The organism is Methylobacterium sp. DB0501 (assembly GCF_011043735.1).
GTDB lineage: Bacteria > Pseudomonadota > Alphaproteobacteria > Rhizobiales > Beijerinckiaceae > Methylobacterium > Methylobacterium alsaeris.
Genome location: NZ_JAAKGV010000009.1, coordinates 211378 through 231081 on the forward strand (window position 1 = coordinate 211378; position 19704 = coordinate 231081).

Sequence of the window (19704 nt, forward strand, 5' to 3'; positions counted from 1 at the left end):
ATCGATCGGAAATCGTGTGACGCGGTGGATGGGAAACCTCCGGGGCCCAACCGGCACCGGTCCGAGCGGAAAGGGGCGCCTTCCCGCGCCGGCTTGGCGCCCCTGCCCGAAATCCGGGCCGATCCCCCGCCGTTTCCCCCCTGGCGCCCGCCGCATGATGGCCCACATTCGCCCTAGCGTGGGTCCCGACCCGCGAATCGCCCGTGCGCCCCGCGCCCGGAGCCCCCCAGATCTCGCCCCCCGATCCCCGCGACGCCTCGCGGAGCGATGAAGGAGTCCAATCGTGCCGATGGTCGCGACCGCCCCCGACGACGAGACGCTGCCGCAGTACCACATCGAGGCCCAGACCTCGCTGGTCGAGCGCCAGTTGCGCTCGCTCAAGCATGGCGACGCCTTCGCGGTGCTCGACAGCTACGGCGATATCGGCGTCTTCCCTGGGCCCGAGGGGCTGTACTTCCAGGACACGCGCTTCTTGTCGCGGCTGGAACTGACCGTCGAGGGCCAGCGGCCGATGCTGCTCGGCTCCGTCGTCCAGGACGATAACGGCGCCCTCTCGGTCGACCTGACGACGCCGGACATCCGGCTCGATGCCGGCGACGAGACCAGCATCCCGCGTGAGATCATCGCGCTGGAGCGAACGAAATTCCTGTTCCGCGGCACCTGCTACGACCGGATCGGCCTGCGCAACTACGACACCAAGGCGCGGCACCTGCGCGTCGCCTTGAGCTTCGACGCCGATTTCCGCGACCTGTTCGAGGTGCGCGGCAGCGATCGGGCCCATCGCGGCACCCGTAGCGTCGAGGTGACGGGGACCAGCGAGGTGACGTTCACCTATGACGGGCTCGACGCCCGCCGCCGCACCACCCGCCTGCGCTTCGGCCCCAAGCCCGTGCGGCTCGAGGCGCACAAGGCCGAGTTCGAGGTCAAGCTCGCCCCGGGTGGGCGTGCCTCGATCTTCGTGCGGGCGATCTGCGACACGGTCGATCACAGCCGCGACGGCGAGGCGGTGGTCGGCAGCGCGCTGCCCTTCACCCACGCGGCCTATCCGAGCCCGCGCCGCGAGGACGGTCACCCGAAGGGCGAGGGCATGACCTTCGCGCTGGCCTACCGCGACGCGCGCCGCGACCTGCGCAAGGCCACCGCCAACATCACCACGATCGAGAGCTCAAACGACCAGTTCAACGAGGCCGCCTGCCGCTCGACGGCCGACCTCTACATGCTGCTCAGCCGCACGCCGAACGGCATCTACCCCTATGCCGGCATCCCCTGGTACAGCACGGTCTTCGGCCGCGACGGCATCATCACGGCGATGATGACCCTGTGGATCGATCCCGAGATCGCCAAGGGCGTGCTGCGCCACCTCGCGGCGACGCAGGCGACCACGGTCGACCCGGCCGCCGACGCCCAGCCCGGCAAGGTCCTGCACGAGACCCGCAACGGCGAGATGGCGATTCTCGGCGAGGTGCCGTTCCGGCTCTATTACGGCACCATCGACGCGACGCCGCTCTTCGTGATGCTGGCTGGGCAGTATTACGAGCAGACCGGCGATCAGGCGACCATCAAGGCGATCTGGCCCAACATCCTGGCGGCCCTCAACTGGATCGACGAGTACGGCGACCGGGACAAGGACGGATTCGTCGAATACGCCCGCGAGACCGAGAAGGGCCTGGCCAACCAGGGCTGGAAGGACAGCCACGATTCGATCTTCCACGCCGACGGCCGCATGGCGCAGGGGCCGATCGCGCTCTGCGAGGTCCAGGGCTACGTCTACGCCGCCAAGAAGGGTGCCTCGAAGCTCGCCGCGCTCATGGGCGACGATGTGCTGTCGGAGCGCCTGAAGGGCGAGGCCGAGCGGCTGCGCCAGGCCTTCGACGAGAAGTTCTACCTGGCTGAGATCGGCACCTACGCCATCGCCCTCGACGGCGACAAGCGCCCCTGCGCCGTGCGCTCCTCGAATGCCGGCCACGCGCTCTTCACCGGCATCGCCTATCCGGAGCGGGCGGCGAGCGTCGCCGCGGTGCTGATGTCGAAGGACGGGTTCAACGGCTGGGGCGTGCGCACCATCGCGGTCGGCGAGGCGCGCTACAACCCGATGTCGTACCACAACGGCTCGATCTGGCCGCACGACAACGCGCTGATCGCGCTCGGCCTCGCCCGCTACGGCCTGAAGGCGGAGGCCGCGCGGGTTTTCGAGGGCCAGCACGGCGCCTCCCTCTACCAGGAGGGGCGGCGGCTGCCCGAGCTGTTCTGCGGCTTCATCCAGCGCAAGCAGCGCGGGCCGACCAACTATCCGGTGGCGTGCAGCCCGCAGGCCTGGGCGGCGGCGGCGCCCTTCGCGTTCCTGGCCGCCTGCCTCGGGCTCGAACTGCGGCACGACCGCAACCGGATCCGATTCCGCGATCCGATCCTGCCGGCCTTCCTCGACGACGTGCTGATCCGCAACCTGAAGCTCGGTGACAGCCACGTCGACCTGCTGCTGCACCGCCACGGTACCGACGTGACGGTGAACGTGCTGCGCCGGACCGGCGACGCGCAGGTAGTGCTGCTGAAGTAGCCTCGAAAATGCGATGGGCCGGGACATGCCCGGCCCTTCGATGCTTCTCGCGCGGGTCTTCGACGACAGGCCCGTGCCCGAAGCGCTTCCGTGATCCGTGCCGCGCCCTGGAGCGCGGTGGGGCCCGACGCTGCGTTCAGCGCGGCGCCAGGATCATGATCATCTGGCGGCCCTCGAGCTGCGGCTCGCTCTCCACCTTGGCGATCTCCTGCGTCTCGGCCTTGACGCGCTCGAGCAGGCGCAGGCCCAGATCCTGGTGCGCCATCTCGCGGCCGCGGAACCGCAGGGTCACCTTGACCTTGTCGCCTTCCTCGAAGAACCGCTGCACGGCCTTCATCTTGACTTCGTAGTCATGCTTGTCGATGCCGGGCCGGAGCTTGATCTCCTTGACCTCGACGGTCTTCTGCCGCTTGCGCGCCTCGGCCTGCTTCTTCTGCTCGTTGAAGCGGAAGCGGCCGTAGTCGAGAAGCTTGCAGACCGGAGGCACGGAGTTCGGCGCGATCTCGACGAGGTCGAGGCCCGCTTCCTCGGCGACCTGCAGCGCCTCGAAGAAGCCCATGACGCCGCGGTTCTGGCCGGTATCGTCGATGAGCTGCACCTCGCGGACGCCGCGGATGTCTCGGTTGGCGCGCGGCCCGTCCTTCTGCGGGGCCGGCATGGCTCTCATAGGTCTGCGAATGGCTTCATTCTCCTCAATCACGTCGTCGGTCGGCGGTCCGCTGACCGAACGCCCCTCAGGGTCGGCCCCGAACCACCGCGCGAGCATACTCCGGTGTACGCTATCACCTTGGCGAGATCGCCCAATTTGTCAACTCGCGGAGGCCTCTGTGGGTTGCGGGCCGGTCAAGCATCCGTGAAGCCGCGACCGCCGCGGGTCCCGGGCATCGCCTTACGTCCCCTCCCCGTCCGGCGCCGTCCCGAGCAGCTCGGCATAGATCGCCAGGGTGTCGGCCAGCATCAGCTCGAGGGAGAAATGCGTCTCGACGTGGCGGCGGGCACGGCGCACCAGGGCGTCGCGGGCGCTGGCGCCGAGCTGCAACGCCTCGGCGAGGGCGCCGGCCAGGGCCTGGGGGTCGCCGGCCGGGACGCGCCAGCCGGTGCGCTCATGCGCCGGCACCTCCGGCGGGGCCAGCACCGTCTCGGGCACGGCGCCGAGATCGGAGACCACGACGGGCGTGCCGAGGGCCTGGGCCTCCACCGCCGAGCGGCCGAAGGCCTCGGGTTCGGTGGAGGGCACCGCCACCACCGAGGCGGCCCGGTAGGCCGCCGGCATGTCGCTGCAATGACCGACGCGCTTGACCTGGCCCGCGAGGCCGTGGGCGGCGATCATCGCGTCGATCTCGCGCAGGTAAGCGGTGCGCCCCTGCGGATCGCCGGCAAGCACCACCGTGAAGTCGCCGAGCCCCTGGGCTCGGAGCGCGGCCGCGGCTTCGATCAGCACCCGGTGGCCCTTCCAGGCGGTGAGCCGGGCGGCGAGCAGCACCACCCGCACGTGCGGGGCGACACCCCAGGCCCGGCGCAGCGCCTCGACCCGCTGCGGCGCCACCTGCCCGGCGGCGAACGCCGCCAGATCGGTGCCGCGGTGGATCACCCGCACCCGATCCCCGGCGACCTGCGGAAAGAGCCGCCGGATCGCGTCGGCGGTGAAGTGCGAGTTGGCGATGACCACGTCGCCGCGGGCCATCACCGAATTGTACAGGAGCTTGGCCGGCGAGCGGCCGGCATAGCTGCCGTGATAGGTGGTGACGAAGGGGATCCGCAGCCGCCGCGCCGCGCCCAAGGCAACCCAGGCCGGGGCGCGGGAGCGGGCATGGATCAGGTCGACCCGCTCGGCGCGGCAGATCCGCGCGAGCCGCCCGACATTGAGCGCCATGGCGAGCGGGTTCTTGGTCCGCGCCGGGAACGGCACCCAGGCGCCGCCCTTGGCCTGCAACTCGCCGACGAGGCGCCCGCCCTCGGTCGCGACCAGCGCCCGGGCGCCGGCCGAGGCGAGGGCGGCCGCCACGTCCACGGCGGTCCTCTCGGCGCCGCCGGCGTCGAGCTCGGGGATGATCTGCAGGATGGTCCGGCCCGCCAGCGGATGGCTCGCGGCCGGGAACGGCGTGGCCTGGCTCGACGGCATGGGACTCCGGGTCAGGGTCAGGGGTCTGATCGCAGCACTCGTGGCGTATCGATGCCCGCTCCGCGCAGGAATTGAGGGTGCGCCGGCGGCCGCCGGTGTAGAAGCCGCCTGTCACGATCCGCACCGGGACGATGCATCAAGGTGGCCCGACGCCGTTGCGGATCGGTAAACCTTGGTCACGGACGGCCCGCGACCAGGGTCGATGCCGGAATAACGGGGATAAAGTATGGACGACACGCATCGCCCACCCGCCACCATGCTGACCGTCGGGGGGCGCCGCCTCGCCACCCTGGTGCGGCCGGGCGCCGGCCCGCCGGTGGTCTGGCTCGGCGGATTCCGCTCCGACATGCGGGCCACCAAGGCCGAGGCGCTCGATGCCTGGGCGGCGAGGACCGGCCGCGCCTTCGTGCGCCTCGATTATGCCGGCCACGGCGAATCGGAGGGAGATTTCGCCGACTGCACGATCTCGGACTGGCTCGCCGATGCGGAAGGCGTGATCGCCGCCCTGGCGCCGCGGCGCCCGGTACTGGTCGGCTCGTCGATGGGCGGCTGGATCGCCCTCCTGGCCGCCGCCAAGGTCCGGCCCGCCGGCCTGGTGCTGATCGCGCCGGCGACGGACTTCACCGAGGCGCTGATGTGGGAGCAGTTTCCGGAGGAGATCCGGACGCAGATCCTGCGCGACGGCGTATGGCGGCGCGAATCGCAATACTCGCCGGAGCCGACGCCGGTGACCCGCGCGCTGATCGAGGACGGGCGCCGCCACCTGATGCTGGACAAGTCCATCGATCCCGGCTGCCCGGTACACATCCTGCAGGGCATGGCCGACCCCGACGTGCCGTGGCGCCATGCGCTACGGCTCGTCGAGCGGCTGCCGGAGGCGGGCGTGGTGCTCACCCTGGTCAAGGAGGGCGATCACCGCCTCTCCGGCCCGGCCGACCTCGACCGCCTGGTCGCGGCGGTCGAGGGGATCGCGTCACCGGAAGGCTGAGGCCCCGCCCGCGGGCGCTCAGTGCACGCTGAGCGCCTGCAGGTCGTGCGCCCAGGCATTGGCGAAGGCGGCGTCGCGGCTGTCGGTTAGCAGGATCGGGGCGCCGCTCGCCGACAGCAGGGCGAACAGGTCGAGACCGGGGGTGAGGTCAGGCGCCTCGGGGAAGAGGCGCTTCACCTCCTCCGAGCGCATGGCGCGGACATAGGCCACGTGGCCCTCGCCGAGCGCAGCGAGCGCAGAGGGGTCGAGGTCGAGGTTCTGGATGGTGTCGGACATGATGCGCCCTCCTCTCAAAGGCAGCAGGACGGGTCGTCGGCCAAGGCCCCGAAGCGGCCCGCCGACAGTGTAACCCCTATATGGGGACGGTCACTCGGCGTCGCGCGCCCCAATGTCGATCCGTCGCACGATGCGCTCCGGCTCGGGCCGGGCGAGGTCGATCGACAGGAGGCCGTTCGACAGGTCGGCGCCCAGCACCTCCATGCCGTCGGCGAGCAGGAAGGCGCGCTGGAACTGCCGCGCGGCGATGCCGCGATGCAGGAAGGTCCGGCTCTTGTCGTCGGCCTGGCGGCCGCGGACGATGAGCTGGCTCTCCTCAAGGGTCACGTCGAGCTGGTCGCGGGTGAAGCCGGCCACCGCCAGGGTGATGCGCAGCCGCTCCGGCTCCCGCTCGGTTCGGGGCAGGCGCTCGATGTTGTAGGGCGGGTAACCGTCATTGGCGGCCTTGGCGACGCGGTCGAGCGCCTGCTCGATCTCGTCGAAGCCCAGCAGGAACGGATGCCCGAACGGCGATGGACGCGTCATGGTGTCGGCGAAGCCCTGTTGCGGAGGCACTTCGGTCAGGTCCGGGCCCGCATTCGCAGCACCCGCCGGGTCCGACCGCAACTCCGCCGGCCCCGCCCCGAGATATGAGGGGGGCGGTTCCCCGCATCAAGGGGAAGCGTGGCCGCTGGAAGTGCCCCCCGCGCGGTCAGCGCTGCATCGCGCCGGTGAGCCGCTGGCTGATGCGCTCGCGCAGGGCGGAGGGCAGTTCGAGGTCGACGACCCGCCAGGTCCAGCCGCGCAGGCGCAAGCGAAGGCGGAAGCGGTTCTCGAGCGGCCGGTCGGGCGGATAGCTCACCACCATCCCGCGAAAGCCCCGCGGCTCGGCCGAGCGGAACAGGGCGAAGAGCTGGCTCGCGGTCGAGGCGTGCAGGCCGAGGCCGCCCGTCGTCTCGGGGTGAGACGCGTCGGGAGGAGAGGCGGATTCCGTCGCGGGCGCGTCCTTGTCGGCGGCATCGCCGGGCGGGGTCCGGCGCGCGAGGCCGGCGCGGACCGGCCAGCCGTCGTCGAGGAGGTCGATCAGGGTCTCGGGCGTGACGAGGGATTCGACCAGCGGTCCGGCCAGCGCTCCGCTCGCCTCGGTGAGGATGGTGCGCTCCCGGGCCGAGAGGTCGCGTCGGGCCGCGATGGCATCGAGCGAGGCCGCGAGGGCCTGCTTGGTAAGGGACAGCCGCAGGGTGCGGAAGTTCACCCGCTGCGCGACCGCCGCCGGGTCGTGGGCCTGCACGGCCTGCGACAGGCGGTAGAGCGCGACATAGGGCGAGAGCCCGTAGGCGACCCACAGCAGCAGGACGCCGAAGCCGCAGAGCCACCAGCGCGTCATGGAATCCTGCGCGTCGCGGTCTCGCGATCGGAAGGGCGCGGGGGAACCGTCACGCCGGGCGCGCGAGATGGGCGAAGGCGGCGATCACCTGCTCGTAGACCGGGCGCTTGAACGGGATCACCAGTGCGGCGAGGTTGGCCAGCGGTTCCCAGCGCCAGCCGTCGAACTCCGCCTTGTGGGCGCCGCCGCCCGGCCGCAGGATGTCGATCTCACGCTCGTCGCCCTCGAAGGCGAAGGCGAACCATTTCTGGGTCTGACCGCGATAGCGCCCCTTCCAGGGCTTGCCCGCCGCGAAGCTCGGCAGGTCGTAGGAGTACCAGCCCGGCGCCTCGGCGAGCAGGCGCACGGAAGCGGGCGCCACGTTGGTCTCCTCGAAGAGCTCGCGCAAGGCGGCGTCCCGCGGCGCCTCGCCCTCGTCGATGCCGCCCTGCGGCATCTGCCAGGCATGGGCGCCGAGATCGGCGGAATCGTGCCGCCGGTGCCCGGCGAAGACCAGGCCGTCGCGGTTGAACAGGGCGATGCCGACGCAGGGCCTGTAGGGAAGGTTGGCCAGGGCGGTCTCGGGGCGGTGAAGCGAAGCCATGGGGCGACCTTAGAGCAATTTCTCCGGCTGTGGACTGGAGATCCGGCGAAATTGCGGGGTGAGCGGGGGACGGCCGGCGATTCACGCGCCTGAACGCATGGCTCGGCTCGCCGGCACCAGCAGGATGCCGCGCGATTCGAGGTCCCGCGCCCAGCGGGCGATGCGGTCGATCGAGAGCGGCAGGGCGGTGGCCGAGCCGAGGGCGAACCCTGACTTGCGCGCCGCCTCCTCCAGCCGGGCGAGCTCGCGGTCGATGGCGTCGGGGCGCGGCACCGCGTCGACGACGATCTCGGCCCGGGCCACCGGCACCTTGGCCTTGCGGCCGACCTCGCGGGACAGCGAGCGCGGCGAGGTGCCGTCGTCGAGGAAGCCGAGGCCGCGCCCGCCGATCTCGCGCAGGACCGGCTCGAGGGCGGTGGCCTCGCCGGTGAGACGCGCGCCCATGAAGTTCGTCACCCCGACTGCGCCGGGCACCCGGGCGAGCACGAAGGCGAGCCGGTCGAGATTCTCGGCGGGCTTGGCACCGGCCAGCAGGGTCTGGGGGCCGGGATCGTTGTCGGGATAGTCGAACGGCTCCATCGGCGCCTGGACCATCACCTCGTGCCCGGCCTCGCGCGCGCGCGCGGCGCTGCGGGTGACGTCGGCGCCGTAGGGCGCGAAGGCGAGGGTCACCGCCGGCGGCAGGCGCTGCACCGCGTCCTGGGTCGCCGCCTGGCCGATGCCGAGGCCCGACACGACCAGTGCGATGCGGCCGGCGACCGCCCCGCCCCGCTCCAGCCCTGCGGCCTCGGGCCTCGCATAGACGTCGAGGGCACGGGCGCCGTCCGGCCCGATCCTCGGCAGCGGGCCGTAGCGGCCGCGCTCGGAGAGGCGCGGGTCGGGGGCGGGTTTGAGCCGGACCGGGCCGTTGCCCGGCACCCGGATCACCACCGAATCCGGCGCCGCCGTGCCGTCCGGCCGGCTCACCGAGACGCCCGAGGCGCGCTCGACCTCGTCGGCGGTGCGGCTCGCCGGGTCGGGGCGGGCCGGGACCGCCGGCTCGGGCACGGGGGTGCTCGGCGCCCGCACGGCGATGGTCACCACGGCGTAGGGCTCGCCCGCCAGCGGGTCGTCGCCGAGGACTAGGAAGGCGGCGAGCGCCAGGGCGCTCGCGCCGAGGGCGGCGCCGGCGAGCCCGCGGAGCGTCAGGGCGGCGCGCCAGCGCGCGGCGCGGGCGGTCGCCGCGTCCCGCAGCCCGAGCGGACGGGTCAGGATGGTGTCGGACGCGAGCGGCACAGGCGTGAGGTCCCGCGACCGTGTCGCTGCTGGATAAGCGGAAGGCCCGCAGCGCCGGTCGTTCGACCGGTATTGCGGGCCTTCGTGGTAAACGCTGCGTTAAGGCGGGCGCAGGACGCGCCCGTCTCCGGGTGCGTTCGCGGCGTCAGTTCGGGTTCGGGACCGTGGTCTTGGCGGTGTTGGCAGCGCCCTTCTGCACGCCGTGCAGGAAATCGACCGCCGCGATCAACTGCTTGTCCTTGGCCGGATCCGGCGGGACGTAGGCCGACGAGCCGCCGCGCTCCTCGGTGTCCTTCTGCTTGAGGTGGCCCTTCAGGCCGGCCTCGCCCTTGGTCTCGTCCTTGCCCTTCAGCTCGTCGGGCACGTCCTGCAGCACTTCCTGGTCGGGCTCGATGCCCTTGGCCTGGATCGAGCGGCCGGACGGGGTGTAGTAGCGCGCGGTGGTGAGCCGCAGGGCGCCGTTGCCGCCGAGCGGGATGATCGACTGCACCGAGCCCTTGCCGAAGGAGCGGGTGCCGAGGACGGTGGCCCGCTTGTGGTCCTGGAGCGCACCGGCGACGATCTCGGAGGCCGAGGCCGAGCCGCCGTTCACCAGCACCACGATCGGCTTGCCCTTGGTCAGGTCGCCGGATTTGGCCGAGAAGCGCTGGGTCTCGTCCGGGTTGCGGCCGCGGGTCGAGACGATCTCGCCGCGGTCGAGGAAGGCGTCGGAGACCATCACCGCCTGATCGAGCAGGCCGCCCGGGTTGTTGCGCAGGTCGATGATGAAGCCCTTGAGCTTGTCGCCCGGCAGGTCGGTCGAGAGCTTGTCGATCGCGGCCTTGAGGCCGTCATAGGTCTGCTCGTTGAACTGGGTCAGGCGGATGTAGCCGATGTCGCCACCCTCGGTGCGCGAGCGGACGGGCTTGATCCGGATCAGGTCGCGGTTGAGCGTGACCTCGAGCGGCTCCTTGGCCTCCTTGCGGGTGATCTTGAGCTTCACCGGCGAGTTGACCGGGCCGCGCATCTTGTCGACGGCCTGGTTGAGGGTCAGCCCCTGGACCTGGTCGCCGTCGATCTGGGTGATGACGTCGTTGGCCAGCAGGCCGGCGCGGGCGGCCGGCGTGTCGTCGATCGGGGTGACGACCTTGATCAGGCCGTCCTCCATCGTGACCTCGATGCCGAGGCCGCCGAACTCGCCCTTGGTCTGGACCTGCATGTCACGGAAGCTCTTGGCGTCCATGTAGCTCGAATGCGGGTCGAGCGAGGTCAGCATGCCGTTGACGGCCGCCTCGATCAGCTTGGCCTCGTCGGGCTTCTCGACGTAGTCGGTGCGGATCTTCTCGAAGACGTCGCCGAACAGGCTGAGCTGGCGATAGGTCTCGGCCGAGGCGGCGACGGCGCTCGTGCTCGAGAGCAGGTGGGTCTGGGTCGCCACCGTGGCCGTCCCGGCGCCCAGGATGGCTCCGAACAGGACGAGGGAAACTTTGCGCATTATCCGCGAACCTTCTCGCTTGACCCTTTGGCCCACCAAGGATCCGGGTCGATGGAGCCACCGTCTTTTTTGAACTCGACGTACAGGACGGGATCGTTCCGCCCACCGGCTCCCGCCGAAGGTGCGGAGCCCGAGTCTCCCATCACGGCGACCGGCTCCCCCGCGAGCACGAACTGACCGACCTCGACGTTGATCTGGTCCATGCCCGCCAGGAGGAGATAGTAGCCGTCGCCCGCGTTGATGATCAAGAGACGACCGTAGGAGCGGAACGCCCCCGCGTAAGCCACCCAGCCGTCGGCCGGAGAGGAAACGACGCCGCGTGGGCGTGTCATGAGCGATATGCCGCGGCTCGTCCCCCCCGCCCCGTCGGAGCTGCCGAAGGTCCGCACCACCTCGCCGCTCGCCGGTCGCGGCACGAGGCCGCGTACCTGGGCGAAGGGCATCTTCGGGGCGAGCCGCGCGGGATCGCGCAGGGCGGCTGCGGCGAAGCGCTCGCGGGTCTCGCGGCTCTCGGCCTCCGCCGCTTCCTTGGCGGCGCCGGCGGCGCGGCGGGCATTCGCGAGGTCGCCGTCGAGGCGGTCGACCAGGTCCTTGAGCGATCGGGCCTGACCGGCGAGGCCGTTGGCGCGCTCGCGCTCGGCGGTGAGGCCGCTCTCGGCCTCGCCGAGGCGGGACTGGCGGGCGGCGATGAGGGCGGTGAGGCGCTGGCGCTCGGCGGCCCAGCCCTTGATGTCGCCGCGCAGGGTCTCCTGGTCGGTGGCGATCAGGCCGCGCAGGCGCACCAGTTCGGCGAGGTCGCCGGCCAGGGTCTCGGCCTCGCCCTGCAACTCCGGCACCACGGCGCCGAGCAGCATCGAGGTGCGGATCGCCGCCAGGACGTCCTCGGGCCGCACCAGCACCGCCGGCGGCGGGCGCCGGCCCATGCGCTGGAGGGCGGCCAGGACCTCGGCGATGACGCCGCGTCGGGCCTCCAGCGAGCGGCGGAGCGCCGTCTCGCTGCCCGCCATGGTCTGGAGCCGGGCCTCGAGCTCGGAGATGCGGTCTTCCGCGTCCTGCGCCTTGCGGGCGGCGTCGATGAGGGCCTGGTTCAGCTTCGCGCCGTCGCCCTTGATCTCTGCCACCTCGCGTTCGAGCTTGGCGCGGGTCTCGTTGCTCGTGGCGAGCGCGCTCTCGAGCGCCCGCAGGCTCTCGGCCTTCCGATCTTTCTCGGCTTGCGCTTTCGCCACGGCGTCGGCCGCCGGATCGGGCGCCGGCTGGGCGCTCGCGGACACGGCGAAGGCCGCCGTCAGCAAGGCGGGCAGGATGGCGGGCAGGAATGCAGGGAGGAGCGCTCGGGTCACGGGGCGCCGCGGTGATAGGGATGGCCGGAGAGGATCGTCATGGCCCGGTAGAGCTGCTCGAGGGCCAGGACACGGACGAGTCCGTGCGGCAATGTGGCGGCGCCGAAGGCGAAAATGAGGTCGGCCCTGGCCCTGACACTAGGGTCGAGCCCGTCGGCCCCGCCAATCACGATGGCGAGACCGGGCCGGCCGCCGTCGCGCCAGGCGCCGACCTGCGCGGCGAAGTCAAGGCTCGTCACGGCGCGTCCGCCCTCGTCGAGGACGAGCGTCGCGGCACCGGGCGGGATCGCCGCCAGGATCGCGCCCGCCTCCTCGGTGCAGCGGTCCGGCGCGCGCCGGGCTCGGCTCTCCGGGATCTCGGTCAGCTGCACGGCGGCGAAGCCGAGACCGCGGCCGAGCGCGTCGGCACGGCCGCGATATTCCTCGGCGAGATCGCGCTCGGGGCCGCGCTTGAGGCGACCCACCGCGACGAGGGCGAGCCGCATGGCGGCGTGTCCGTTCCCTGGTAGGACGGCGCTAGCCGGCGAGACGGTCGGCCGGGCGGTCGGCGCCCCAGATCTTCTCGAGGTTGTAGAAGTGCCGCACCTCGGGCCGGAACACGTGGACCAGGAGGTCGCCCGCGTCGATCAGCACCCAGTCGCAGGCCGGCAGGCCCTCGACCCGGGGATTGCCGAAGCCCCGGGCCTTGAATTCCTGGATCACCTTGTCGGCGATCGAGCCGACATGGCGCTGGGAGCGGCCGGAGGTGATGATCATCGCGTCGGCAAGCGAGGTCCGGCCGACGAGATCGATCTCGACGGTGTCCTCGGCCTTCATGTCCTCGAGGCAGGCGAGGGCAACCGACCTCATGTCCGCGGCCTCGGGCGCCACGGTCCCGGATTCCTGCCGGGATTCCTGTGCCTGGGCGTCAGCGGGAAGCTCGTTGTCCTGAGCTTCGTGAGAGATTGCGTCGTTCAGTGCCGACCCCTGTCGATGAAGGCGCCCGGTGGCGCCACGAGACGATGTTGCCCGCGGCATGCGCGGTGCCGATGCCATTGGCCGAACACAGTGGCGAACCGATGGCGGATTTTCAAGCTGGGCTCACGCGAATCCTGGTCACGAATCCCTGGCAATCTGCGGTCAAGATGGGATTTTCGCGGCGCGCAGGGCCGTCGAGGACAGGCTGTTGCGCGGCCCATGCAGGAACACCCAGGCCGGCGGCGCCCGGTCGGCCAGGGTGGCGGCGGCGGATTCGTCGATGCGCGAGGCCGCGAGCGCCCGGGCGGCGGGCGAGGCCATGGCCTTCAGGGTGTAGCCCGGCCGGTCGATCACCGCGACGGGCATCCGGGCGGCGATCTCGCGCCAGCCGCGCCAGCGGTGGAAGCTCGCCAGGCTGTCGGCGCCCATGATCCAGACGAAGCGGATGTCCGGGTGACGGACCGTCAGCCAGTGCAGGGTCTCGACGGTGTAGCGCACGCCCAACCCGGCCTCGAAATCGGTCACGGCGATCCGGGGATTGGCCGCCACGTTCCGGGCCGCCGCAGCCCGCGCCGCCGCGTCGGGCAGGCCGCTCCGGTCCTTCAGCGGGTTGCCGGGGCTTACCAGCCACCACACCCGGTCGAGGGCGAGGCGGCGAAGCGCCAGCCGGCTGACATGCCGGTGGCCGGCATGGGCCGGGTTGAACGAGCCGCCGTAGAGGCCGACCCGCAGGCCCGGCGCGAGGGGCGGCAGGCGCAGGATCACGCGAGCATCCGATCCGAGACCTGCCGTCCCTTCCGGTCAGGCGGTCACGGGCGGATCTGCCCGGTGCCGCGGACCCGGTACTTGAAGGTGGTGAGCTGCTCGACGCCGACCGGGCCGCGGGCATGCATCCGCCCGGTGGCGATACCGATCTCGGCGCCGAAGCCGAACTCGCCGCCATCGGCGAACTGGGTCGAGGCGTTGTGGACGACGATCGCCGAATCGACCTCGGCCAGGAAGCGCTCGGCGGCGGCCCGATCCTCGGTCAGGATCGACTCGGTGTGGTGCGAGCCGTAGGTCTCGATATGGTCGATCGCGGCCTCCAGCCCGTCCACCACCCGCACGGAGATGATCGCGTCGAGGTACTCGGTGCGCCAATCCTCCTCGGTCGCCGCCGTCACCCGCGGGTCGACCGCCTGCGCCGCCCCGTCGCCGCGCACCGCGCAGCCGGCCTCCAGGAGGTCGGTCACCAGGGGCGCGAGGTGGGTGCCCGCGCAGGCGCGGTCGACCAGCAGGGTCTCGGCGGCGCCGCAGATGCCGGTGCGGCGCATCTTGCTGTTGCGCACGATCGAGCGAGCCATGGCGAGGTCGGCCCCTTCGTGGACGAAGACATGGCAGATCCCCTCCAGGTGGGCGAAGACCGGCACTCGCGCCTCGTCCTGCACCCGTGCGACGAGGCTCTTGCCGCCGCGTGGCACGATCACGTCGATGGCGCCGTCGAGGCCGGTGAGCATGGCGCCGACGGCGGCCCGGTCCTTCGTCGGCACGAGCTGGATCGCGTCTGCCGGCAGGCCGTGGCGGGTCAGGCCCTCGACCATCGCGCCGGCGATGGCGGTGGCGCTGCGGTGGCTCTCGGAGCCGGCGCGCAGGATCGCGGCGTTGCCGGCCTTGAGGCAGAGCGCGCCGGCATCCGCCGTCACGTTGGGGCGGCTCTCGAAGATCACCCCGACGACGCCGAGCGGCGTCGCCACCCGCTCGATCACGAGGCCGTTCGGCCGCTCGTAGGTGGCCAGCACCCGCCCGACCGGATCGGGCAGGCCGGCGATGCTCTCCAGCGCCTCGGCGATCGCCTCGATCCGGGTCGGGTTCAGGGCCAGGCGGTCGAGGCTGGCGGCGGGCAGGCCCTTGGCCCGGGCCTCGTCGAGGTCGGCGGCATTCGCCGCCAGCACCGACGCGCTCGCCGCCCGCAGGCAGGACGCGGCCTCGCGCAGAGCCGCGTCCTTCACCGGGCCTGGGACCACCGCCATCCGACGGGCGGCAGCGCGGGCGCGCCGGCCGATCTCGCGCATCAGCGCATCGACGTCATCTTGGCGGGGCTGGGGCTTCAGGCTCAGCACGGACACGGTCGTCTCATCCCGGCCGCATCGAGCGGCCCATGGTCTCGGAGGGGCACCGTCATGCCATGCCGGGCGGGCGGGCGAAAGGGGTGGCGGCCGGCGAAGCGGAGCCGCGGCGACGGGCCCGCCGTCCGGGCGTGAACGGGACGCTTCCGATCCTGCGATGCCGCAGTGAAAGCAAGGGGGTCTTGTGTTAGATCAAAGATCAACCGAAAATCATGTCCGGCAAACCGTGTGTTAAATCCGCAACTCTTTCCACCTTCCTGTGAAGAGGCGGGAAGCGCTCTTGATCGCATCCATTCTCGTTCTATCAGTCGAGGTCGTCGTCCGGAGAGGCGATCTGGGGGAATCATGTCGATCAAGACGATCAGCGCAGCCGCTCTCATGGCGGTCGGTCTCGGCGCGTGCGGCAGCATCGTGCGGGGCACGACGGAGCAGGTCTCCTTCGTGTCGGTCCCGTCCGGGGCAGCGATGACCACGGACAAGAAGTACGCTTGTCCGATCACGCCCTGCACCCTCGAAGTCGATCGCTCGGACGAGTTCGTCGCGACCTTCACCAAGCCCGGCTATCACCCGGAATCGATTCCGGTGCGGACGAAGGTCGCCGGCCGCGGTGCGGCGAGCGTCGCCGGCAACGTGCTGGCCGGCGGCCTGATCGGCGTGGGCGTCGATGCCTATACGGGTGCCGCCCTGGACCACGAGCCGAACCCGGTGATCGCCACGATGCGGCCGGCCGGCAACCCGGGCCCCCGCCGCCGCGGTCCGGCGCCCAACCAGCCGGGCATGTGACGATGGACGGACGGTGCGGCGCCCGGACCGGGTGCCCGCCGTCCCGGATTCTCCTCGCGTCGCGACCTTCGGGTTCGCGACGTCTCGCCGTCAGTTCGCCAGCCCGACCGCTCCGCTCGTCGGCCCGAGGCCCTTGGGGACCGGGACGTCGGTGGCGCCGTAGCGGGTGTTGATGACGAGCCGGGGTTCCTTGTCGAGGAAGATCTTGTTGGCGACGATCGCGGTGTATTCCGACTGGTCGGCGACGACCTGGCGCGACCGGACCCTGAAGATGCCCCGCGGCAGGTAGATGGTGCCGACCAGGCGCCGGGCGGCGTCGCTCATGATGTCGTAGCGCTGTCCCTCCTGGGACGCCCGATCTTCGAAGAAGATTACGCCGGCCATCGGCCCGGTTCGCGGTGCGATGAGCTCGACGACCGAATTTGGCAGGAACAGAAGCGGGCCGGTGCTCTGAAGACGGCTGTTTCTGTAGTTGCCGGTAAAATAGATACCGACTCCATCGCCCTTCAGGGAGCCGATCGTTTTGACGTTCGCGGCCGTTCTGCATTGCGATGACGTCGAGGAGGTATCGCAGATCTGGTCGGCCATGACGGCCTGCTGGGGCGGACCGACGACCAGGGGGCCGTCCTTCATGACGTGGATGCCCGGATTGAGCCTGACTTCGGCGCCGTCCTCGATCATCAAGCCGCCGCAATACGTCCCGGGATCGAGCGCGTGGGTTCCACCGCGGAGCTTCAGGTCGTTGTAGCGGCAGCTTTCCACGGGCGGCGCCGGCCGCTCGGCCATCGGGTCCTTGATGGTCGGGCAGCCCGTGACGGGGAGCGGCTTGAAGTTGGCTGCCCGTCCCTTGTAGCCGCCGACCGTGCAGGTCGTGCTGGCCTGGATGAGGCTCGAATCGTCGCCTTCGAGCCCCCTGGCATGCGAGGACAGGGAATAGACCGCACAGTCGCCGGCCTCGATCCTGGCCCTCGATTCGAGGTGGAGCACGCTCTGGCCGGTCGAGGCGAGCGCGACGATGCAGAGCTTGGCGGAGCCGACCGTCTCGGCCGTGGCCGTCGCGGTGAGATCGGTGAGCTGCGGCGTGACCAGCCGGCTCATGATCGCGAATTTGCGCTGGCTCAAGGAGACGGTGACGGCGGAGGGCGTCCGTCCGTTGGACGGATCGGCGGGCACGAAGCGTCCGCCTGCACGCTCCCGGGCCACCGGCGTCACGGTGACCTGGACCGCCCCGTCGCCGCGCTGCAGCTTCACGTTGCTCTTCACGTAGGCATCCGCCAGGGACTGCATCCGCTGCGCGTTCGCGCCGGCGACCTGAAGGTCGGAAACCACGGCGAGGGCCGCTGCATCGGCCGCCTGCTGCAGCGTCCCCCGCTGCATCGTCCATGTCGCGTAATCGACCGCGAGGCCGACCACGCCGAGGACGACCGGGGCGACGAGGGCGAAGATGAGGGCGACGCCGCCGGAGCGATCGGCCGAAAAGTGGGTCCATCCCCCAGCACCCCGCCCGATCATCGGTCCCGACGACTCCCTGTCCGCGATCGGAGGACGATGGCCGGACCGGGTTAACGTGACGTTGCGTCATATGACGCGAGGACAGTTATATTACGGTGAGCTTGATGACGGGCGGATCGAGCTGTTTCCCGTCACGCCGCGTTCCGGCACTTTCATACCGACGGTCCAGGATGCCGACGCATCGACGTCGATCTTGGGCAGGCCCGCGATCGACGGGGGCCATTGATCTCTCTCGAACTCTCCGATGCGAAACCTGGAAGTTCGGGACGTTGGGCTCGGGGAAAACTCGAGACCGGAACCAAACGTCGTTTTCTAACGACCGTCGCTATCAATTGACGGTTCTGCCACGGTGCTACCTCGACGCGACAACGCCGCCGGCATGACCGGCGGCGTTGTCCTTGTCTCGACGGTCCTGTGATGTCGCCGGTTCAGCTGTCCATCTTGAGGGCGGCGATGAACGCCTCCTGCGGGATCTCGACCTTGCCGAACTGCCGCATGCGCTTCTTGCCCTCCTTCTGCTTGTCGAGGAGCTTGCGCTTGCGGGAGATGTCACCGCCGTAGCACTTGGCGGTGACGTCCTTCGACAGGGCCCGGATGGTCTCGCGGGCGATGATCTTGCCGCCGATCGCCGCCTGGACCGGGATCTGGAACAGGTGGCGCGGGATCAGGTCCTTCAGCTTCTCGCACATCGCCCGACCGCGGCTCTCGGCCCGGGTGCGGTGGACCAGCATGGAGAGCGCGTCGACCGGTTCGGCATTCACCAGAATCGACATCTTCACTAGATCACCCTCGCGGTAATCCGAGATGTGGTAGTCGAACGAGGCATAACCTTTCGAGATCGACTTCAGCCGATCGTAGAAGTCGAACACAACTTCGTTAAGAGGAAGGTCGTAGACGACCATGGCGCGTTTGCCGACGTAATTGAGGTCGATCTGCGTGCCGCGCCGGTCCTGGCACAGCTTGAGGACGCCGCCGAGATACTCGTCCGGCGTCATGATGGTGGCGCGGATCCACGGCTCCTCGATCGTGTCGATCTTCATCACGTCGGGCATGTCGGCCGGGTTGTGCAGCTCGCGCTTCTCCCCGTCGGACATGTTGAGATGATAGACGACGCTCGGCGCGGTCGAGATCAGGTCGAGGTTGAACTCGCGCTCCAGCCGCTCCTGGATGATTTCCAGATGAAGCAGCCCGAGGAAGCCGCAGCGGAAGCCGAAGCCGAGCGCGGCGGACGTCTCCATCTCGTAGGAGAACGAGGCGTCGTTGAGCCGGAGCTTGCCCATCGCGCCGCGCAAGGACTCGAAGTCGGCGGCATCGACCGGGAACAGGCCGCAGAACACCACCGGCTGCACCGGCTTGAAGCCCGGCATCGCCTCCTTGGTCTTGCGCTTATCCTCGGTGATGGTGTCGCCGACGCGGGTATCGGCGACCTCCTTGATCGAGCCGGTGAAGAAGCCCACCTCGCCGGGTCCGAGCTCGGAGACGTCCTGCATCTTCGGCCGGAACACGCCGAGGCGCTCGACGCCGTGGGCCGCGTCCGCCCCCATCATGCGGATCGTCATGCCCTTCTTGAGCACGCCGTCGACGATGCGCACCAGCACGACGACGCCGAGATAGACGTCGTACCAGGAATCGACCAGCAGGGCCTTGAGCGGTGCGGCGCGGTCCCCCTTCGGCGGCGGCAGGCGTGTGACGATCGCCTCCAGCACCGCCTCGATGTTGAGGCCGGTCTTGGCCGAGATCGGCACCGCGTCCTTGGCGTCGATGCCGATCACCTCCTCGATCTGCTCCTTGACCCGGTCGGGCTCGGCCGCCGGCAGGTCGATCTTGTTGAGGACCGGGACGATCTCGTGGTTGGCGTCCAGCGCCTGGTAGACGTTGGCGAGCGTCTGGGCCTCGACGCCCTGAGAGGCGTCGACGACGAGGAGCGAGCCCTCGCAGGCGGCCAGCGATCGCGAGACCTCGTAGGCGAAATCGACGTGGCCGGGAGTGTCCATCAGGTTGAGGATGTAGTCGCGCCCGTCCTGCGCCTTGTATTCCAGGCGCACGGTCTGCGCCTTGATGGTGATGCCGCGCTCCTTCTCGATGTCCATCGAGTCGAGCATCTGCTCGCTCATGTCGCGCGCCGCCACCGCCCCGGTGATCTGGATCAGCCGGTCGGCCAGGGTCGACTTGCCGTGGTCGATATGGGCGACGATCGAGAAGTTGCGGATGTTGTCGATGGGGGACGCGGTCATCGTGTGGCTGTCTCCGGCGCGCAGGCGCGGCGATGCGCGGGGCGCACGGCGGTGAAGGAATGGGTCGACGGGAGATAGCAGCGGCACCCCGCCGCGCCAAGACGGCGGCCGGACGCACGCGATTCTTGATGGGGG

At 70.5% G+C, this 19704-nt stretch carries 18 protein-coding genes; 3 read left to right on the forward strand and 15 right to left on the reverse strand.

Annotation, left to right across the window (positions count from 1 at the left end):
- The first annotated feature begins 289 nt into the window (after nt 1–289).
- Nucleotides 290–2554, forward strand: coding sequence for an amylo-alpha-1,6-glucosidase (locus tag G4G93_RS15560; protein WP_165085403.1), 2265 nt, complete (start codon nt 290–292; stop codon nt 2552–2554).
- Between the two features lie 136 nt (nt 2555–2690).
- Here the strand turns inward: G4G93_RS15560 and infC are convergent, their stop codons facing one another.
- Both infC and G4G93_RS15570 read right to left on the reverse strand, forming a co-directional pair.
- Nucleotides 2691–3212: a translation initiation factor IF-3 gene (gene infC / locus G4G93_RS15565; RefSeq protein WP_063920055.1), complete on the reverse strand. Its 522-nt coding sequence runs from the start codon at nt 3210–3212 to the stop codon at nt 2691–2693.
- 231 nt (nt 3213–3443) lie between these two features.
- Entirely contained in the window at nt 3444–4676 is a 1233-nt protein-coding gene (locus G4G93_RS15570) for a glycosyltransferase family 4 protein (protein WP_165085315.1), read from the reverse strand.
- A gap of 226 nt (nt 4677–4902) precedes the next feature.
- Here G4G93_RS15570 and G4G93_RS15575 point away from each other — a divergent pair, with 226 nt between their 5' ends.
- Nucleotides 4903–5664 carry a carboxylesterase gene (locus tag G4G93_RS15575; RefSeq protein WP_165085316.1) on the forward strand — a complete coding sequence of 254 codons (762 nt, stop codon included), beginning with the start codon at nt 4903–4905 and terminating at the stop codon, nt 5662–5664.
- An 18-nt stretch (nt 5665–5682) separates the two neighbouring features.
- Here the strand turns inward: G4G93_RS15575 and G4G93_RS15580 are convergent, their stop codons facing one another.
- The 11 genes from G4G93_RS15580 to G4G93_RS15630 form a co-directional block, all read right to left on the reverse strand.
- Entirely contained in the window at nt 5683–5940 is a 258-nt protein-coding gene (locus G4G93_RS15580) for a DUF1150 domain-containing protein (RefSeq protein ID WP_165085318.1), read from the reverse strand.
- 90 nt (nt 5941–6030) lie between these two features.
- Nucleotides 6031–6465: an Hsp20 family protein gene (locus G4G93_RS15585; protein WP_165085405.1), complete on the reverse strand. Its 435-nt coding sequence runs from the start codon at nt 6463–6465 to the stop codon at nt 6031–6033.
- Between the two features lie 166 nt (nt 6466–6631).
- Nucleotides 6632–7306: a DUF2939 domain-containing protein gene (locus G4G93_RS15590; protein WP_165085320.1), complete on the reverse strand. Its 675-nt coding sequence runs from the start codon at nt 7304–7306 to the stop codon at nt 6632–6634.
- Nucleotides 7307–7355: 49 nt separating this feature from the next.
- Nucleotides 7356–7889, reverse strand: a complete 534-nt coding sequence (locus G4G93_RS15595) for an RNA pyrophosphohydrolase (RefSeq protein ID WP_165085321.1) — start codon at nt 7887–7889, stop codon at nt 7356–7358.
- A gap of 81 nt (nt 7890–7970) precedes the next feature.
- The gene (locus G4G93_RS15600; RefSeq protein ID WP_165085323.1) at nt 7971–9164 is read right to left on the reverse strand and encodes a divergent polysaccharide deacetylase family protein; all 1194 of its coding nucleotides are present in this window, start codon (nt 9162–9164) and stop codon (nt 7971–7973) included.
- Between the two features lie 145 nt (nt 9165–9309).
- Complete coding sequence (locus G4G93_RS15605; protein WP_165085325.1) at nt 9310–10638, reverse strand: S41 family peptidase; 1329 nt, start codon at nt 10636–10638, stop codon at nt 9310–9312.
- Complete coding sequence (locus G4G93_RS15610) at nt 10638–11978, reverse strand: murein hydrolase activator EnvC family protein (protein ID WP_395410999.1); 1341 nt, start codon at nt 11976–11978, stop codon at nt 10638–10640. Before G4G93_RS15610 ends, G4G93_RS15605 begins: the two co-directional genes overlap by 1 nt.
- The gene (gene rlmH, locus G4G93_RS15615; protein WP_165085327.1) at nt 11975–12463 is read right to left on the reverse strand and encodes a 23S rRNA (pseudouridine(1915)-N(3))-methyltransferase RlmH; all 489 of its coding nucleotides are present in this window, start codon (nt 12461–12463) and stop codon (nt 11975–11977) included. Before rlmH ends, G4G93_RS15610 begins: the two co-directional genes overlap by 4 nt.
- 31 nt (nt 12464–12494) lie before the next feature.
- Entirely contained in the window at nt 12495–12794 is a 300-nt protein-coding gene (gene rsfS / locus G4G93_RS15620) for a ribosome silencing factor (RefSeq protein ID WP_395413659.1), read from the reverse strand.
- A gap of 303 nt (nt 12795–13097) precedes the next feature.
- The gene (locus tag G4G93_RS15625) at nt 13098–13700 is read right to left on the reverse strand and encodes a nicotinate-nucleotide adenylyltransferase (protein WP_165085330.1); all 603 of its coding nucleotides are present in this window, start codon (nt 13698–13700) and stop codon (nt 13098–13100) included.
- A gap of 44 nt (nt 13701–13744) precedes the next feature.
- Complete coding sequence (locus tag G4G93_RS15630) at nt 13745–15040, reverse strand: glutamate-5-semialdehyde dehydrogenase (protein WP_395411003.1); 1296 nt, start codon at nt 15038–15040, stop codon at nt 13745–13747.
- A gap of 345 nt (nt 15041–15385) precedes the next feature.
- Here G4G93_RS15630 and G4G93_RS15635 point away from each other — a divergent pair, with 345 nt between their 5' ends.
- On the forward strand, nt 15386–15823 hold the full coding sequence (locus G4G93_RS15635) for a translation initiation factor 2 (RefSeq protein ID WP_165085331.1): 438 nt from the start codon (nt 15386–15388) through the stop codon (nt 15821–15823).
- Nucleotides 15824–15913: 90 nt separating this feature from the next.
- Here the strand turns inward: G4G93_RS15635 and G4G93_RS15640 are convergent, their stop codons facing one another.
- Together G4G93_RS15640 and lepA are read right to left on the reverse strand one after the other, a co-directional pair.
- Nucleotides 15914–17335 (reverse strand): pilus assembly protein TadG-related protein, encoded by a 1422-nt coding sequence (locus G4G93_RS15640; protein ID WP_165085333.1) that lies wholly within the window; start codon nt 17333–17335, stop codon nt 15914–15916.
- Nucleotides 17336–17763: 428 nt separating this feature from the next.
- Complete coding sequence (lepA, locus tag G4G93_RS15645; protein ID WP_165085334.1) at nt 17764–19569, reverse strand: translation elongation factor 4; 1806 nt, start codon at nt 19567–19569, stop codon at nt 17764–17766.
- Nucleotides 19570–19704: the final 135 nt, after the last annotated feature.

Excerpts from the sequence above, each read along its gene's own strand:
- G4G93_RS15580 (WP_165085318.1), bottom strand. The coding sequence starts at position 5,940 with ATGTCCGACACCATCCAGAACCTCGACCTCGACCCCTCTGCGCTCGCT.
- G4G93_RS15605 (WP_165085325.1), bottom strand. The coding sequence starts at position 10,638 with ATGCGCAAAGTTTCCCTCGTCCTGTTCGGAGCCATCCTGGGCGCCGGG.
- G4G93_RS15590 (WP_165085320.1), bottom strand. The coding sequence starts at position 7,306 with ATGACGCGCTGGTGGCTCTGCGGCTTCGGCGTCCTGCTGCTGTGGGTC.
- rlmH (WP_165085327.1), bottom strand. The coding sequence starts at position 12,463 with ATGCGGCTCGCCCTCGTCGCGGTGGGTCGCCTCAAGCGCGGCCCCGAG.
- G4G93_RS15635 (WP_165085331.1), top strand. The coding sequence starts at position 15,386 with ATGTCGATCAAGACGATCAGCGCAGCCGCTCTCATGGCGGTCGGTCTC.
- rsfS (WP_395413659.1), bottom strand. The coding sequence starts at position 12,794 with ATGAAGGCCGAGGACACCGTCGAGATCGATCTCGTCGGCCGGACCTCG.
- G4G93_RS15560 (WP_165085403.1), top strand. The coding sequence starts at position 290 with ATGGTCGCGACCGCCCCCGACGACGAGACGCTGCCGCAGTACCACATC.
- G4G93_RS15595 (WP_165085321.1), bottom strand. The coding sequence starts at position 7,889 with ATGGCTTCGCTTCACCGCCCCGAGACCGCCCTGGCCAACCTTCCCTAC.
- lepA (WP_165085334.1), bottom strand. The coding sequence starts at position 19,569 with ATGACCGCGTCCCCCATCGACAACATCCGCAACTTCTCGATCGTCGCC.
- G4G93_RS15575 (WP_165085316.1), top strand. The coding sequence starts at position 4,903 with ATGGACGACACGCATCGCCCACCCGCCACCATGCTGACCGTCGGGGGG.
- G4G93_RS15640 (WP_165085333.1), bottom strand. The coding sequence starts at position 17,335 with ATGATCGGGCGGGGTGCTGGGGGATGGACCCACTTTTCGGCCGATCGC.
- infC (WP_063920055.1), bottom strand. The coding sequence starts at position 3,212 with ATGCCGGCCCCGCAGAAGGACGGGCCGCGCGCCAACCGAGACATCCGC.
- G4G93_RS15585 (WP_165085405.1), bottom strand. The coding sequence starts at position 6,465 with ATGACGCGTCCATCGCCGTTCGGGCATCCGTTCCTGCTGGGCTTCGAC.
- G4G93_RS15570 (WP_165085315.1), bottom strand. The coding sequence starts at position 4,676 with ATGCCGTCGAGCCAGGCCACGCCGTTCCCGGCCGCGAGCCATCCGCTG.